Origin of the sequence: Phenylobacterium sp., assembly GCF_041920015.1 — a bacterium.
Lineage (GTDB): Bacteria > Pseudomonadota > Alphaproteobacteria > Caulobacterales > Caulobacteraceae > Phenylobacterium.
The window spans coordinates 27,703-42,473 of record NZ_JAYRST010000007.1 but is presented as its reverse complement, the minus strand read 5'-3'; the positions used below and the strand labels follow the sequence as shown (position 1 = coordinate 42,473).

11 protein-coding genes and 1 pseudogene are annotated in these 14,771 nt (G+C 69.4%); 7 read left to right on the top strand and 5 right to left on the bottom strand.

Annotation, left to right across the window (positions count from 1 at the left end):
• Positions 1 to 100: 100 nt before the first annotated feature.
• The 4 genes and pseudogenes from ACE3TL_RS02975 to ACE3TL_RS02960 all read left to right on the top strand — a co-directional run.
• Positions 101 to 1,168, top strand: a complete 1,068-nt coding sequence (locus ACE3TL_RS02975; protein ID WP_374577197.1) for a class I SAM-dependent methyltransferase — start codon at positions 101 to 103, stop codon at positions 1,166 to 1,168.
• Positions 1,165 to 1,974: a phytanoyl-CoA dioxygenase family protein gene (locus ACE3TL_RS02970; RefSeq protein WP_374577195.1), complete on the top strand. Its 810-nt coding sequence runs from the start codon at positions 1,165 to 1,167 to the stop codon at positions 1,972 to 1,974. Before ACE3TL_RS02975 ends, ACE3TL_RS02970 begins: the two co-directional genes overlap by 4 nt.
• On the top strand, positions 1,971 to 2,720 hold the full coding sequence (locus ACE3TL_RS02965) for a class I SAM-dependent methyltransferase (RefSeq protein WP_374577194.1): 750 nt from the start codon (positions 1,971 to 1,973) through the stop codon (positions 2,718 to 2,720). Before ACE3TL_RS02970 ends, ACE3TL_RS02965 begins: the two co-directional genes overlap by 4 nt.
• Positions 2,648 to 3,154, top strand: a pseudogene (locus tag ACE3TL_RS02960) (GNAT family N-acetyltransferase); the annotation flags it as partial. The gene ACE3TL_RS02965 and the pseudogene ACE3TL_RS02960, both read left to right, overlap by 73 nt.
• Positions 3,155 to 3,335: 181 nt before the next feature.
• Here ACE3TL_RS02960 and ACE3TL_RS02955 read toward each other — a convergent pair.
• Complete coding sequence (locus ACE3TL_RS02955; protein WP_374577193.1) at positions 3,336 to 5,150, bottom strand: flavin-containing monooxygenase; 1,815 nt, start codon at positions 5,148 to 5,150, stop codon at positions 3,336 to 3,338.
• Between the two features lie 264 nt (positions 5,151 to 5,414).
• Here ACE3TL_RS02955 and ACE3TL_RS02950 point away from each other — a divergent pair, with 264 nt between their 5' ends.
• Entirely contained in the window at positions 5,415 to 6,590 is a 1,176-nt protein-coding gene (locus tag ACE3TL_RS02950; RefSeq protein WP_374577192.1) for an MFS transporter, read from the top strand.
• Positions 6,591 to 6,711: 121 nt separating this feature from the next.
• The gene (locus ACE3TL_RS02945; RefSeq protein ID WP_374577191.1) at positions 6,712 to 7,362 is read left to right on the top strand and encodes a PEPxxWA-CTERM sorting domain-containing protein; all 651 of its coding nucleotides are present in this window, start codon (positions 6,712 to 6,714) and stop codon (positions 7,360 to 7,362) included.
• Between the two features lie 18 nt (positions 7,363 to 7,380).
• On the opposite strand, the gene gyrB is transcribed toward ACE3TL_RS02945, so the two are convergent.
• Positions 7,381 to 9,822, bottom strand: a complete 2,442-nt coding sequence (gene gyrB, locus ACE3TL_RS02940; protein WP_374577190.1) for a DNA topoisomerase (ATP-hydrolyzing) subunit B — start codon at positions 9,820 to 9,822, stop codon at positions 7,381 to 7,383.
• Positions 9,819 to 10,961, bottom strand: a complete 1,143-nt coding sequence (gene recF, locus ACE3TL_RS02935; RefSeq protein ID WP_374577188.1) for a DNA replication/repair protein RecF — start codon at positions 10,959 to 10,961, stop codon at positions 9,819 to 9,821. Before recF ends, gyrB begins: the two co-directional genes overlap by 4 nt.
• Positions 10,962 to 11,084: 123 nt before the next feature.
• Here recF and ACE3TL_RS02930 point away from each other — a divergent pair, with 123 nt between their 5' ends.
• Positions 11,085 to 12,632, top strand: coding sequence for a TonB family protein (locus ACE3TL_RS02930; RefSeq protein ID WP_374577187.1), 1,548 nt, complete (start codon positions 11,085 to 11,087; stop codon positions 12,630 to 12,632).
• 3 nt (positions 12,633 to 12,635) lie between these two features.
• On the opposite strand, the gene dnaN is transcribed toward ACE3TL_RS02930, so the two are convergent.
• Together dnaN and ACE3TL_RS02920 are read right to left on the bottom strand one after the other, a co-directional pair.
• The gene (gene dnaN / locus ACE3TL_RS02925; RefSeq protein ID WP_374577185.1) at positions 12,636 to 13,754 is read right to left on the bottom strand and encodes a DNA polymerase III subunit beta; all 1,119 of its coding nucleotides are present in this window, start codon (positions 13,752 to 13,754) and stop codon (positions 12,636 to 12,638) included.
• A gap of 120 nt (positions 13,755 to 13,874) precedes the next feature.
• Entirely contained in the window at positions 13,875 to 14,639 is a 765-nt protein-coding gene (locus ACE3TL_RS02920; protein ID WP_374577184.1) for a retroviral-like aspartic protease family protein, read from the bottom strand.
• Positions 14,640 to 14,771 lie beyond the last annotated feature (132 nt).

Genomic DNA, 14,771 nt, shown 5'->3' with positions numbered 1-14,771 from the left:
AAGGGCTCCAGCCGGATTTGCGCCACCTTCGGCCGCCCCGCTTTCCAGATTGTTAACCATAAGCTTCGACCTTCGCCGCTGGGCCTTTGCGAGGCGTCTCTTGGTCGAAACCATCCTGGTCTTTCCCGCCGGCTTGCCCGACGCCCAGCGCTTTCGCGCCGAGGCGCAGGGGCGCGGCGCGTGCGTCATCGGCGCCTCGTCACTGGGATTCGACGCCGCCGCCGCCGACTACGAGGCCTGGGAAACCCTGCCCTATGTCCACGAGGACGGTTTCGCCCAGGCCCTGGGCGAGGCGGTGCGCCGGCGCGGCGTGCAGGCGGTGTTCTCGCCGCATGAGGTCGTCTCGGGCGTCCTGACCGACGTGCTGGAGACCGTGGCGCCGGGCGTGCGGCTCATCGCCCCCAATCCCGCCCTGGCGACCGAGCGGGCCTATGAGGCCCTGGCGGCGCGCGCCGAGAATTGCGAATCGCGCTGGTTCGCCCTCTCGGACGGCCATCCGCCGCTGACGAGGATCGAACGGGCGGGCCTGCTGCGGCTGCTCGACACCATTCCAGGCATGTCCGACCTCGACAAGGCGGCCGCCCTGATCGGCGCCATGCGCCATGCGCCCGAGGGGGACGTGGTCGAGATCGGCTCATGGTGGGGGCGCTCGGCCGCCCTGCTGGTGATGCTGGCCAGGCGCTGGGACATCGGGCCGGTGCTGTGCGTCGATCCATGGGCCAACAGCCACCTGGACCAGGGCGTGGCCGTGCTCGACCAGGCCAGCGCCCGGATCGACGCCGAGGCCGCCTTCCGCATCTTCCAGATCAATCTCGCCCCGCTGGCCGGCGGACGGCTCAACTATCTGCGGGCGCCTTCGACCGAGGCCGCCCGGGCCTATCGGTCCGGCCTGACGGTAAGGACCGAGACCTTCGGGACGACGACCTACGAAGGCCGCATCAGCCTGCTGCACATCGACGGCAACCATGCCTATGAGAGCGTCGCCGCCGATGCCGAGGCCTGGGTTCCCAAGGTCAAGCCCGGCGGGTGGATCGTCTTCGACGACTATGTCTGGGCCTTCGGCGACGGGCCGCGCCGGGTGGGCGACGCCTGGCTCCAGCGGCTGGGCGACAAGGTCGCGCTCTCCTTCGTCATCGGCACCGCCCTGTTCGTGAAGCTGGCCCCATGACCCTGTCCGACGCCTGCCCCCTTCCCGCCATCGACGAGGCCGAGTTCGACCGCCTGATCGCCACGCGCGGCTGGGTGCGGTTCCCCGGCGTCCTGGACGAGGCCCAGCTCGCCGCCCTGCGCGAAGACGCCGAACAGGTCTATCACCGCCGCCGGGCCGTACAGGTCGCCAACGGCGTGGCCGCCGGCATGGAGGGCACGGCTCATCATCTGCTCGGCGAGGGAACCAGCCTGGACGCCTTCGTCGCCGACCTGCCGCTGTGGCCGTTCGTCGAGCGGCGCTTCGGCGGCAAGTTCATCCTGCTGAACTTCGGAGCGGCTCTCAATCTCCCGGGCGGCGGCGCCTATACGCTCAAGCCGCATCGTGACGTGCGGGCCTATACCGCCAGCTATCCCTTGTCGCTGAACATGCTGGTCATGCTGGACGACTTCACCGCGCAGAACGGCGCGACCCTGATGCTGCCCGGATCTCAGCACGTTGAAGCCATGCCGAGCCACGCCCATTTCCAGGCTCACGCGGAACACGCGGTCGGCCGGGCCGGCGACATCCTGCTGTTCGACAGCCTGCTGGTCCACGCCGCCGCGCCGAACCGCAGCGACCGGCCGCGCCGCGCGCTGACCCTCTGCTTCGGGCGGCCCTTCATGAAACCGCAGATGGACTGGCCGCGGTTCCTGGCTCCGCTGCGGGCGGAGGACCATGGGCCCAAGGCCCGGCAATTGCTGGGCTACGACGCGCGCGTGGCGGCCAGCCTCGACGAATATTACCAGCCGCCCGAGCGCTGGACCTTCAAGCCGGATCAGAGATGACGCCACTGGACACCGCCGCCGAACAGGAAAGGCTCGACGCCGCCCTGGCCTCCTACGGCGAGACGGCCGCCCCCTTCGACGCGGCGATGCGCGGCTATATGATGCGGACCTTCGAGCCGTTCTGGCGCGAGGGGGCCTGCCTGCAGGTCGGCTGCGCCCACGGCGACCAGACCAGCCTCCTCGCCGCCCGTTTTGCGGACCTGACGGTGCTGGAGCCCACTGCGGCCTTCATCGCCGAAACCCGCCGCCGGGTCGGCGACGCCGTGCGGTTCGAGCAGGCCTTCATCGAGACCTACGCGACCGAGCGCCGGTTCGACACCATCGTCTTCTCGCACGTACTGGAGCACGTCGAGGACGCTGCCGCCTGCCTGGCCAGGCTCGCGGCCCTGCTGACCCCGACCGGCCGGCTGTTCACCGTCGTACCGAACGCCGAGGCGCCCTCGCGCCGGATCGCCGTGAAGATGGGCGTGCTCTCGCACCTCGAGGCGCTGAGCGCCGACGACATCGCCGCCGGCCATCGCCGCGTCTATCGGCTGGACACCCTGGCCCGCGACGTACGCGCAGCCGGTCTGCCGATCGTCCATACCGGCGGCATCTTCTACAAGCCCCTGGCGAACTTTCAGTTCGACGCCCTGATCGGCGGGCCGCTGGTGGGCGAGGCCTTCATGGAAGGATGCTATCAGCTCGGCCGCGAGGACGCGGCCGCCTGCGCCAGCATCTATGTCATCGCCGAGGCGCCCAGATGAGCATTCCCGGACGCAAGGTGCGCCTGCGCGCCGTGGAGGAGGCGGATCTGCCGCAACTGCAGGCCTGGGCCAATGACGAGGTGCTGTGGTCCAACCTAGGCGGCTGGCGCTTCCCGACCAGCTTCGATTCGATCCGCACCTGGTTCTCGGGGCTCAAGAGCGACCCGGCCAGCCTGCGGCTCGTCATCGAAGGGCTGGAGGACGGCGCCCTGCTCGGCACGGCCAACCTCGTGGACATCGACTGGAAGAACCGCCACGCGACCCACGGCGTCATGCTGGGCGATCCCGCCGTGCGTGGGCGAGGCTATGGCTTCGACACCGTCATGGCGGTGATGCGCTACGCCTTCGAGGAGCTGAATCTCGAACGGCTGGACAGCGACATCATCGAATACAACCAGGCGTCCTACCGCCTCTATGTCGGCAAGTGCGGCTGGAAGGAAGAAGGCCGCCAGCGGCGCTGGCATTTCCGCCAGGGCCGCTATTGGGACAGGATCATCATCGGCGTCACCCGCGACGACTACGCCGCCGTGGGGCTGGAAAAACTTGGGCGACACCCGCGACGCCTCCGCCGCGGGGGTCGGTCCCGGGGTTTACTGGACCTGACCCGACCGCCGGTCAGGAGGAGAGTTCCAGCCCTTCCAGCCGGTCGGCCGCGCGCCAGTCTTCGAGGATCTTCACGAAGGCGATCGACCCCTTGCCATAGGAGCCGTTGCGCGCCGCCAGCTCCGAGGGCTGGCCCTCGTTGTTGTAGTAGCCGGGGGTGCATTCCTCGGCGAACTTGGCGCGTTGCAGGGCCGAGGAGATGATCTCCTGCACCCAGGCGTCCTCGGCGTCCTTGGACGCTTCAACCACCGTCACGCCGCGATCCTCGCAGGTCTTGAGGATGTAGGCGATGTGCTTGGCCTGCTCGTTGATCATGTGCGGGAAGTTCACCGTGAACCCCGACTGGGCGTTACTCATGATGAAGCAGTTGGGGAAGCCGCGGCTGTGCAGGCCGTGCAGGGTGGAAATGCCCTCCGCCCACTTCTGCGTCAGGGTGACGCCGTCCTTGCCCTCGATCTCGTAGCCCGCCCGGCGCGCATAGGAGGTGCCGACCTCGAAGCCGGTGGCGAAGATCAGGCAGTCCAGCTCGTATTCGACGCCGTCGACCACCACGCCCTTCTCGGTGATCGCCTCCACGCCGCGGCCGGCGGTGTCGACCAGGGTGACGTTCGGCCGGTTGAAGGTGGCGAGGTATTCGTCGTGGAAGCAGGGCCGCTTGCAGAACTGGTTGTAATAGGGCTTCAGCGCCTCGGCGGTGGCCTGGTCCTGGATCACCGAATCCACGCGGGCGCGGATCTGCTCCATCTTCTGGAAGTCGGCGAGCTGGACCAGGGCGGCCGGGTCCTGCACCCCCTGGTTGGCCGCCTTGTTGCGGGCGATCATGCCGAGGTTGCGGATGATGTCGGTCCAGCCGTCGGCGACCAGGTCCTCCTCGGCGAAGCCGCCGCTGACCAGGACGTTGAAGTTGTCCATCCGGGCCTGCTGCCAGCCCGGCTCAAGGCTCGCGGCCCATTCCGGATCGGTCGGACGGTTGTTGCGCACGTCGATCGAGGACGGCGTGCGTTGGAAGACGAACAGTTCCTTGGCGCCCGCCCCCAGGTGCGGCACGCACTGCACCGCCGTCGCCCCGGTGCCGATGATGCCGACGCGCTTGCCGGCCAGGCCGGTCAGGCCGCCGTTCGAATCCCCGCCGGTATAGTCATAGTCCCAGCGGCTGGTGTGGAAGGTGTGGCCCTTGAAGCTCTCCACGCCCGGAATGCCGGGTAGCTTCGGCCGATGCAGCGGGCCGTTGGCCATGCAGATGAACCGCGCCTTCATGGCGTCGCCGCGGTTGGTGGAGACGATCCAGCGATGGGCGGCCTCGTCCCACTTCAGGCCGGTGACCTCGGTCTGCAGGCAGGCGTTGGAATAGAGATCGTACTGCTTGGCGATCGCCCGGCAGTGGGCGAGGATCTCCGGCGCGCGGGTATATTTCTCGACCGGCATGTAGCCGGTCTCCTCCAGCAGCGGCAGATAGACGTAGCTTTCGACGTCGCAGGCCGCGCCCGGATAGCGGTTCCAGTACCAGGTGCCGCCGAAGTCGCCGCCCTTTTCGATGATGCGGATGTCCTTGACCCCGGCCTCGCGCAGGCGCGCGCCGGTCAACAGGCCGCCGAAGCCGCCGCCGATCACCACCACCTCGACCTCGTCGGTCAGCGGCTCGCGGGTGAAACCCGGCTCGATATAGGGGTCTTCGAGATAGTGGGCGAAGCGGCCCTTCATCTCGACATACTGCTCGTTGCCGTCGCCCCGCAGGCGCTTGTCACGCTCGGCGCGATACTTCTCGCGCAGCTTGACCGGGTCGAAGCCCAGGCCGTCGACCGTCGCCGCCTCTGCTGAATCCGCCATGGCTTCCTCCCAAAACATACCGTTTTATCTAAAATCTCTATGCCGTGGCGGAAGGCAAAGGGAAAGCCGTTTTCGCACGCAAAGGTGTTACAGGCTGCGCCCGCCGGTCCCGCCTAGCGGCGAAGGCGCCGACCGATGGCGGCCCACGGGTCTTCGGTTCGCCATGCCGCCCTTCCCCTAGGGAAACCCAAACCGACGGGCGCCGCACCGAATTCCGCTCGTAGCGTCTAGCTTACGGTATGCGGCCATGCCTAAGCTGGCCGCATGAACCCGCGTATCTTCGTTCTGACCATGGTGACGTTCGCGTTCGGGTCGGGCGCCTTCATCTTCGCCGGCCTGCTCGAGACGCTGGCGGCCGACCTGGGCGTAACGACGGCCGTCGCCGGCCAGTTGCAGACGGTCTTCGTCCTGACCTCGGCGGTGCTGGGCCCGGTCGCGGCCTGGCTGTTCGGCCGGGTCGACCGCAAGTTCATGGTCATAGCCGGCCTGTCGCTCGGCCTTGCGCTGCACATCGCCTGCGCCCTGACGCCGAACTTCGAGGTCCTGATGGTGCTGCGGGCCCTGGCGGGCCTGGCCGGAGCGATGTCGGGGCCGGCGGCCAGCGTCGCGGCCGCCTCGCTGGCGCCGCCGGAGCGGCGCGGCTCGGCGCTGGCCATGGTCTCGGGCGGCATGACGCTCGCCTTCGTGGTCGGCATCCCGATCGGCAGCGTGGTCGGCGACATCTTCGGCTGGCGCGCCACCTTCCTGACCGCGGCCACCCTGTCGGCCATCGCCCTGGCCGGCGTGCTGCTGTTCCTGCCGCGCGTGCCGGCGCCGCCGAAGCGGGCCGGCGGAACCATGGACCTGCCGGCGATCTGGCCGCTCTACCTGACCACCTTCCTGGCCTTCGCCGCCAACATGACCCTCAACCTCTACATCGCCCCCATCGTGCGGGTCGGGGCGGGCGTCACCGGCGCCGGCGTCGCCGCCTTCCAGTCGATGATCGGTTTCGGATCCATCGCCGGCCTGTGGCTGGGCGCGCGGGCGGCCAACCGCGACATGGGCCGGAGCTGGATCCTGATCGGCTTCATGATCCAGGCCACGGCGATGAGCATCCACCTGGCCGCCACCAATCACGTCGCGCCCGCCGGCTGGCCCAGCGCGGCGATGGTCGGCCTGGGCATCTTCGTCGCGGCCACGGCGCTGTTCTCGATCACCCCGGTGATCCAGGCGCGGCTGATCGACATGACCGGCGGCGCGCCGGTCGCCCTGGCCCTGAACGGCTCGGTGATCTCGGTCGGCCAGGCGCTGGGCTCGGCCATGGGCGGGCTGGCCCTGGCGACCTACGGCGTGCCGGCGATTCCGGCCGCGGCGCTCGGCATGTCGCTGGCGGCGCTGACCACCCTGGCCTTCGTGTTCCCGAGGCCGCGTGCGGCGCCGGCCGAGCAGGCCGCCCCGTGAGGTCGGACGCCGTTCGAGGAGCGCCGAACGGCCTGACCCCTACTGATTAGTAGGGATGACGGGTCCCTCCGCCTCCCTTAGCCCCGCCGACACACTGCTGTTCGATGAAGGTGGGGCTTTAATGAGCAAGACGACAACCATGCTGGGCGCGCTGGCCGCCCTGGCGCTTTCCGCAACCCCGGCGCTGGCCGCGACCCTGGTGACGCCCGATGTCGCCAACAACGGCAACGACGGAGTGATGTTCGACGTGAAGGTCGGCGGCGTCGACGTGACGTTCGAGAGCCTGACCACGACCCTTTGGGGCCGCAGCGCGCGCAATGTCGGCTATGAGATCTACACCTATGACGGCGGCCTTTCCGGCCATACCGACAGCCTCGCAGGCTGGACGCTGCGCTATTCGTCGCTGGTCCGCATCCCGGACGGCCAAGGCGACCGGACCTTGGACTTCAACGATTTCACGGCGGCGGCCGACAGCACGGTCGGCTTCTACATCCTGGCCCTGGACCGGGTTTACGGGTCAGTGATGTTCGCCGACACGCCCGGCGACGCGGTCGGAGCGGTGCGCGCCGGCGACAGCGCCATCACCCTGCTCAGCGGCTACGGGGTCGGGAAGTGGGGCCTCAACACCGGCAAGAGCTTCGTCGGCTCGATCACCTATACCGCCGCGGTCAGCGCCGTGCCGGAACCGGCCGCCTGGGCGATGATGATCGTCGGATTCGGAACCGCGGGCGCGCTGCTGCGCCGCCGACCGGAAGCCGTATCGGCAGCCTAAAGCCCTGCGTCGCCGGCGTCAGACGTCCACCTCGGCGTCCAGGGCGTTGTCCTGGATGAACTCGCGGCGCGGTTCGACCAGGTCGCCCATCAGGCGGGTGAACATGTCGTCGGCGTCGTCGGCATGGGTCACCTTGACCTGCAGCAGGGTGCGGGCGTCGGCGTCCAGGGTGGTTTCCCAGAGCTGGTCTGGATTCATCTCGCCCAGCCCCTTGTAGCGCTGGATCGACAGGCCCCGGCGGCCGGAGTCCATCACCGCATTGAACAGGTCCAGCGGGCCGCGGACCGTCGTGGTCTTGTCCTTGCGGGTGAAGGCGGCCACGCCTTCGAAGGTCTCGGCCATGGTCATGGCTCGTTCCGACAGGCGGCGCGCATCGGCCGCCTGCAGCAGCAGGTCGTCCAGCACGATGCGCTCGGACACGCCGCGGCGGATGCGCGAGAAGGCGTAACCGCCGGTCGCCGCCGCCTCGCCGGTCCAGGCGCCGTCGCCTTCCTCGGCATAGAGGTCGAGGCGGGCGGCGGCCTTGGCGAGGTCTCCGCCGCCGTCCTGCAACAGGCCGGCCAGGGCCGCCTGTTCGATGGCGAAGGCCGGGGCGCGGGCGGCCAGCCGTTCGATATTGGCCTTGGCGCCGCGGGCCGCCTGGACCAGGGCCAGCAGGTCGGCGCCGAGCAGGCGCTCGCCGCTGGCGAGGTCGAGGGTCGCCCCGTCGACGCCCTCGTCCATCAGATAGGCTTCCAGCTCGGCGTCGTCCTTCAGATAGCGCGACTGGCGGCTCTTGGTCGCCTTATAGAGCGGCGGCTGGGCGATATAGAGATAGCCGCGCTCGATCACCTCCGGCATCTGCCGGTAGAAGAAGGTCAGCAGCAGGGTCCGGATGTGGGCGCCGTCGACGTCGGCGTCGGTCATGATGACGATCTTGTGGTAGCGCAGCTTGTCGATGTTGAAGTCGTCGCGGCCGATCCCGGCGCCGAGCGCGGTGATCAGGGTGCCGACCTGGTCGGATGACAGCATCTTGTCGAAACGCGCGCGCTCGACGTTCAGAATCTTGCCGCGCAGGGGCAGGATCGCCTGGTTCTCGCGATTGCGCGCCTGCTTGGCCGAGCCGCCGGCGGAGTCGCCCTCGACCAGGAAGATCTCGGACTTGGCCGGGTCCTTCTCGGAACAGTCGGCCAGCTTGCCGGGCAGCGAGGTGATGTCGAGCGCCGACTTGCGGCGGGTCAGCTCGCGTGCCTTGCGCGCCGCCTCCCGCGCTGCTGCGGCCTCGGCGATCTTCTGGACGATCAGCTTGCCTTCGTTCGGATGCTCCTCGAACCAGGCGCCGACCCCTTCGCCGACCAGGCTTTCCACCGCCGGCCGCACCTCTGACGAGACCAGCTTGTCCTTGGTCTGGGACGAGAATTTCGGGTCGGGCACCTTGACCGACAGCACGCAGGTCAAGCCTTCGCGCGCGTCCTCGCCCGACAGCGAGACCTTCTCGCGCTTGGTCGCGCCGGAGCTCTCGGCATAGCTGGTGATGATGCGGGTCATCGCCGAGCGGAACGCCGCCAGGTGGGTGCCGCCGTCCTTCTGCGGGATGTTGTTCGTGAAGCAGAGGACGTTCTCGTGGTAGCCGTCGTTCCACCACAAGGCCAGGTCCAGCTCGACATTGTCCTTGCGGCCGCGGACCACGATCGGGGCCTTGACCAGCGGGGTCTTGGCCTTGTCGAGGTGGCGCACGAAGGCCTCGATGCCGCCTTCGTAGGACATGACCTCCTCGAACGGCTCGGCCTCGCGGTGGTCCTTCAGCCAGATGGTCACGCCGGAGTTCAGGAACGCCAGTTCGCGCAGACGGTGTTCGAGCGTCTTGCGGTCGAACTCGATGAACGCGAAGGTTTCGGTCGAGGGCAGGAAGGTGACCTCGGTGCCCGACAGCGGCTCGCCGTTCGGCCGCAGCGGCGCATCGCCCACCACCTTCAGCGGAGAGACCGCATCGCCGCGGCGGAACTCCATCTCGTGGGCCTTGCCGTCGCGATAGATCTTCAGGCGCAGCCAGTCCGACAGCGCGTTCACCACCGAGACACCGACGCCGTGCAGGCCGCCGGACACCTTGTAGGAATTCTGGTCGAACTTACCGCCGGCGTGCAGTTGGGTCATGATGACCTCGGCCGCCGAGACCCCCTCGCCCTCGTGGATGCCCACCGGAATGCCGCGGCCGTCGTCGGTGACGGTGCAGGACCCGTCGGCGTTCAGGATCACCTCGACGCGGCTGGCCCAGCCGGCCAGGGTCTCGTCGATGGCGTTGTCGACCACCTCGTAGACCATGTGGTGCAGGCCCGAGCCGTCATCGGTGTCGCCGATGTACATGCCGGGGCGCTTGCGCACCGCATCCAGGCCCTTCAGGACCTTGATGGACTCCGCGCCATATTCGGCCTGGCCATTGGTTTCCGGGCCGTGGTTTTCGCCTTGGGTCTCGTCGGTCATTCGGTGTCCAGAATCGCCAGGCCCGAGGCGTCCACATGGACGCCCTGGGCGCGGCCCTTCAAATCCTCGAAGAGATGCTCGTCGGTGCCGGTCAGGAACGCCTGCAGCCTGAGCGCCTCGATTTCGTCGAAGAGCGCGGCCCGCCGGCGGCGGTCCAGATGCGCTGCGACTTCATCCAGCAATAATATAGGGTTCGGAGCCGATTCTGCACGCGAAAGACGCGCCGCCTGGCCCAAAACCAGGTTCAAAATCAGGGCTTTCTGCTCGCCGGTAGAGCATTCGGCGGCTGGGCGGTCCTTTTCGGCGTGAACGACCGCCAGATCGCCCCGGTGCGGCCCGGTCAGGGAACGTCCAGCGGCGGCGTCACGCTCACGCGCGGCGGCCAGGGCGCGGGCCAGCCGAGCCTCGATCTCAGCGAGATCCACCCCCTGCGCGGCCATCCGCTCCCAGTCGCCGGTGAGCGTCAGTTTCGCCTGCGGGAATGGGCGGTCGCCGCGGCTGTCGATCTCCTCCTGCAGCGCCGCCAGGGTGCGGGCGCGAGCCTCGGCCATCAGGGTTCCGGCCTGGGCCATCCGCGCCTCCAGGGCCGAAAGCCAAGCCGGGTCGAGCGGGCCGTCGGTCAGCAGGCGCAGGCGTTCGCGCTGGGCTTTCTCGTAGGCGCTGGCGTGGACCGCGTGGCCGGGTTCGGCGGCGAACACCAGCCGGTCGAAGAACCGGCGCCGGTCGCTGGCCGCTTCGAGAAACAACCTGTCCTGGGCCGGGGTCAGCCAGACCTGGCGCTGGTGCTCGGCCAGACGGCCGGGCGGGACGGGCTCGCCCTCCAGGCGCACGCTGCGGCGAGCCGCGCCCGGGGTTTCGACACCGGTCCCCACGCGGATCGGCTCGCCCTTCTCCTCGATCACCGCAGCGACCGCCCAGGCGCGGCCCTGGTTCTCGCCAGGCTGCCGCCGGCCGAGCTCGGCGCTGGCTGCGCCGCGCAGGCCGCGGCCCGGAGTCAGCAGACTGACCGCCTCCAGGAGATTGGTCTTGCCCGCGCCGTTCGGCCCGATCAGGAACACCGGCCGGCCGTCGAGGGCCAGGTCGGCCCGCGCATAGGAGCGGAAGTCCGTCAGGGACAGGCGGGTGAGAACGGTCGTCACCGGCGCGTCATAGCGGGTTTCGCCGGGCAGGGCGAAGGGCCTCGCGTCGCGCCCGGACCCGGAGCGGTCGGCAAAGGGATTCCACTTTACCGAGCGGGCCTCTAGGCTCACTCAGGGGTGCGTATGGCTTTCAAGACGATCACAGGCCTGGCGGCGGCGAGCTGGGTGGCGGCCGCGGCGGCCAGCGCTGCGCCGGCGCCGTCCGTCGTGGTCAACCCGGACTGGCTCGAACAGCCGAACGGGGCGGACGTCGCGGCGCTCTATCCCGAGCCGGCCCTGACCTTGCGGATCGAGGGCCGCAGCGCGGTGGCCTGCAACGTCGATCCCTATGGCGCGCTGACCGATTGCCGGCTCGACGGCGAGAGCCCCGGCGGGCTGGGCTTCGGCGAGGCCGCCCTGGCCCTGACGAAGAAGTTTCGGATGAAGCCGAAGATGGTCGACGGCCGGGCGGTGGCCGGCGGCTCGGTGCGCATCCCGGTCCGCTTCGCTCTGCCGCCCGAGGCCGCGCCCACCCCCGAAGCGGCGGGCGCGCCTCCGCCCGCTCCGGCCCGCAACGCCGCCGCCCGGCTGGTGGCGGCGATGGGCGGCGTGGAGGCGTTTCGCCGCGAAGCCAACGCCAAGGCGTGGAACAGTCCTGGCGTCGCCAGGGAAACCGTCGAGGCCGCGCACAAGGCCCTGGCCGATCGCGCGCCGGACGCGCTGCGCGTCCTGGAGGACGGCCTGGCCCAAAGCCTGGCCACGAACTTCTCTCCCGCCGAGCTCGCCGGCCTCGACGCCTTCCTGGCGCGCCCGACGGGCGAGGCGGCGGTCCGCGACCTGGGGCCCGAGCGGCGCCTCGGCGCCATTGTCGCCATGGCGGGGTCGGAGGTGGTGAACCTGGCGCGTGCGGCCTTCTGCAAGGCTCGAAATTGCGACCTGGCGCCCAGCGTGGCCCTGCTGAGGGAACTGGACGCCGGCCCCAAGCCGACCATCGAGGCCCCGAAATGGAGCGAGACCCCGACCCTGGCCCAGGCCTGGGCCGCGCAGCCGGGGGCGTCGAAGGCGCTACGGATTTCCGGCTGGAGCCTCCTGACCTGCAAGGTCGGGGCGATGGGGTTCGTCGAGGACTGCTCGTCCCGCGCCGAGCATCCGAAGGGCCTCGGCTTTTCGGATGCGGCCCTGTCGCTGACGGGACGCTGGCGGCTGGACGCCGAGCAGATGGCCCAGGGCGCGGCCGGGGAGACGGTGGCGGTCTGGACCGCCTTTCCCAGTCCGCCGCCGCCCGATCCGGCGCCGATGGCGCAGCCTGGTTCGCCCGCAGCCCTGGCCGCGGCGCGCCTGCTGGTCGACGCCGACCGCGAGGTGGTCCTCGCCAGCGGTCATGCGGCCCTGGAACAGATGATCGCCATGGTCGGCGCCTCGCCCGAGGCGGCGGAGGCTCTGCGGGCGGCCTATGAGGCGTGGAAACCCAGCCTGCTGGAGCGGTTGGCCGCCGACTACGCCGCGGCCTATTCCGAGGCCGAACTGCGCGAGCTGGCCGCGTTCCGCCGAAGCGACGCCGGCCGCGCCTGGGCGGCCAGACAGGGCAAGGTCATGTCGGACATGAGCCGCCAGATCGCCGCGGGCAGCCAGGAGATCGTACGCGCCGCGGCCCGCGACTTCTGCAAGGGCCGCGGCTGCACGCCGCGCTGAGGGTTACACCCGCAGCGGCATCAGGACGTACTGGACGTCCGCATCGACCGGGTCGAGCACCAGGGCCGGATCGTTGGGGCCGCCGAAGCGGAACTCGGCCGTCTCGCCGGCGATCTGGTCGGTCACATCGAGCAGGTAGCGGGCGTTGAAGCTGAGCTCGAACGCCTCGCCAGCATAGTCGACTTCGAGTTCCTCGACCGCCTGGCCGGCTTCCATGTTGCGCACCGTCAGGATGATCCGGCCCGGCTCGATGGCCATGCGCACCGAGCGGCTCTTCTCGGCCGAGATGGTGGCGACGCGGTCCACCGCCTTGGCGAACAGCTTGTTGTCGACCAGCATCACCCGGTCGTTGTCCTTGGGGATCACGCGGCTGTAGTCGGGGAACGAGCCGTCGATGACCTTGGAGGTCAGGGCCGCGCCGTTGAAGTCCAGGCGGATCTTCTGCGGGCTGACCTGCAGGTCGACGTTCTCGCCAGCGTCTTCGAGCAGGCGGCGGGCCTCGCCGATGGTCTTGCGCGGCACGATGACGCCGGGCGCGCCGGCCGCGCCTTCGGGCGCGATCATTTCGGCGAGGGCCAGGCGATGGCCGTCGGTGGCCACGGCGCGCAGCTTCTGGGTCCCGCCGTCGACGACCGTGTGCAGGTAGAGGCCGTTCAGATAGTAGCGCGTCTCCTCGGTGGAGATGGCGAAGCGGGTCTTGTCGATCAGGCGGATCAGGTCGCCCACATCGACGCCGACGCGGCTGGAAAGGCCTTCCGACGACATGACCGGGAAGTCGCCCGCCGGCAGAACCGGCAGGTTGAACCGCGAGCGGCCGGCCGCGACGGTCAGGCGCGGATCCTCGCCGGTGAAGCTGAGCGAGACGTCCGCGCCCTCGGGCAGCTTGCGGACGATCTCGTAAAGCGTATGGGCCGGAGCGGTGATCTGGCCCGGCTGGTCGACCTGGGCCATGGCCTCGTCGATGATCTCCATGTCGAGGTCGGTGGCCGAGAAAGTCAGGCGGTCGCGCTCGGCCGAGAGCAGGACGTTCGAGAGGATCGGGATGGTGTTCCGGCGCTCGACGGCGCTCTGCACGTGCCCCAGCGCCTTCATCAGCGCCGCCCGTTCGATCGTAAGCTTCATGTCCAGGTCCGCAATCTTTCCGCCCCCCGCCGACGCCGCGCGGGGCTAGGGACATTAGCCGAAAAGCCGCCGGGTTAAAGAGGGGGCCGCCAATCTTGACCGCCAGGAGGCGCAAAGCCTTCAGGCGTCGGCGATATCGAAACGGACGGCCGAGCGGCCGAAGTCGACGGCCACGGTCTCGAACTGGGTCAGGAGGTCGATGCCCAGCATGATCGTCGGCGTCTCGTGCAGGTTCCACAACCGGAAGACCGGCATGTCGGCGAACACGACCGGCACGTTTCCCAGATTGAGGCCGCCCAGCCGCATGAAGGGCAGATAGAGCTGTTCGCCCTGGAACGACTCCCCGGCGATGGAGATCAAGCCGACCTTGGTCGCGCGGCTGCGGGCGGTGGGGTCCTGGCGCTCGATCAGGCGGCGCAGGGCGCCGTTGCCGAGCGAGAACTGCGAGCCGGAATCGATCATCGCGCTGATGTCGCGGCCGTTGAGGTCGGCGTCGACGATGGTGAGCTGGCCGGACTTGCGGCGCGCCGGCACCACCACCCGGCCGCGGGCGCTGTCCTCGTGCCGCGACCTGGTGATTTCCAGGGTGGAGCCGGCGAATCCCATCACCAGGCGCTGGCCCTTCAGCCAGTCGATCCCGAGCACGCCGTCGATCGCGAAGGCCTGCATCGGCAGGACCGGCGCCTGAACGTGGCGGCGCTTGCGCTCGCCGATGTCGAGCCGGTCGACCACCACGCTGGGGCGGCTTCGCTTGCCGACGATGGTGTGGACCTGAAGTTCGCGGCCGCGCGGCAGGTCGAGCCTGTCGGCCAGGGCCTGGGAGACGCAGGAGACGTTGGCGCCGGTGTCGACCATGAAGCTGAACGGGCCCTGGCCGTTGATCATCACCGGAGCGCTGATCTGGTCGAAGACCTGCCGGGAAATGGCGACGGAGGTGGGATTATCGTCAGGTTCCGGACCCGGACTCTCAGGAATCTGCCCGAAGGCGAATCCGGGCGCCGACGCGAGGAGGCCGCC

Bases quoted from the DNA above. Each gene is read 5' to 3' on its own strand.
- ACE3TL_RS02970 (WP_374577195.1), top strand. From the start codon at position 1,165: ATGACCCTGTCCGACGCCTGCCCCCTTCCCGCCATCGACGAGGCCGAG.
- ACE3TL_RS02965 (WP_374577194.1), top strand. From the start codon at position 1,971: ATGACGCCACTGGACACCGCCGCCGAACAGGAAAGGCTCGACGCCGCC.
- ACE3TL_RS02955 (WP_374577193.1), bottom strand. From the start codon at position 5,150: ATGGCGGATTCAGCAGAGGCGGCGACGGTCGACGGCCTGGGCTTCGAC.
- ACE3TL_RS02950 (WP_374577192.1), top strand. From the start codon at position 5,415: ATGAACCCGCGTATCTTCGTTCTGACCATGGTGACGTTCGCGTTCGGG.
- ACE3TL_RS02945 (WP_374577191.1), top strand. From the start codon at position 6,712: ATGAGCAAGACGACAACCATGCTGGGCGCGCTGGCCGCCCTGGCGCTT.
- gyrB (WP_374577190.1), bottom strand. From the start codon at position 9,822: ATGACCGACGAGACCCAAGGCGAAAACCACGGCCCGGAAACCAATGGC.
- ACE3TL_RS02930 (WP_374577187.1), top strand. From the start codon at position 11,085: ATGGCTTTCAAGACGATCACAGGCCTGGCGGCGGCGAGCTGGGTGGCG.
- dnaN (WP_374577185.1), bottom strand. From the start codon at position 13,754: ATGAAGCTTACGATCGAACGGGCGGCGCTGATGAAGGCGCTGGGGCAC.
- ACE3TL_RS02920 (WP_374577184.1), bottom strand. From the start codon at position 14,639: ATGATCAACGGCCAGGGCCCGTTCAGCTTCATGGTCGACACCGGCGCC.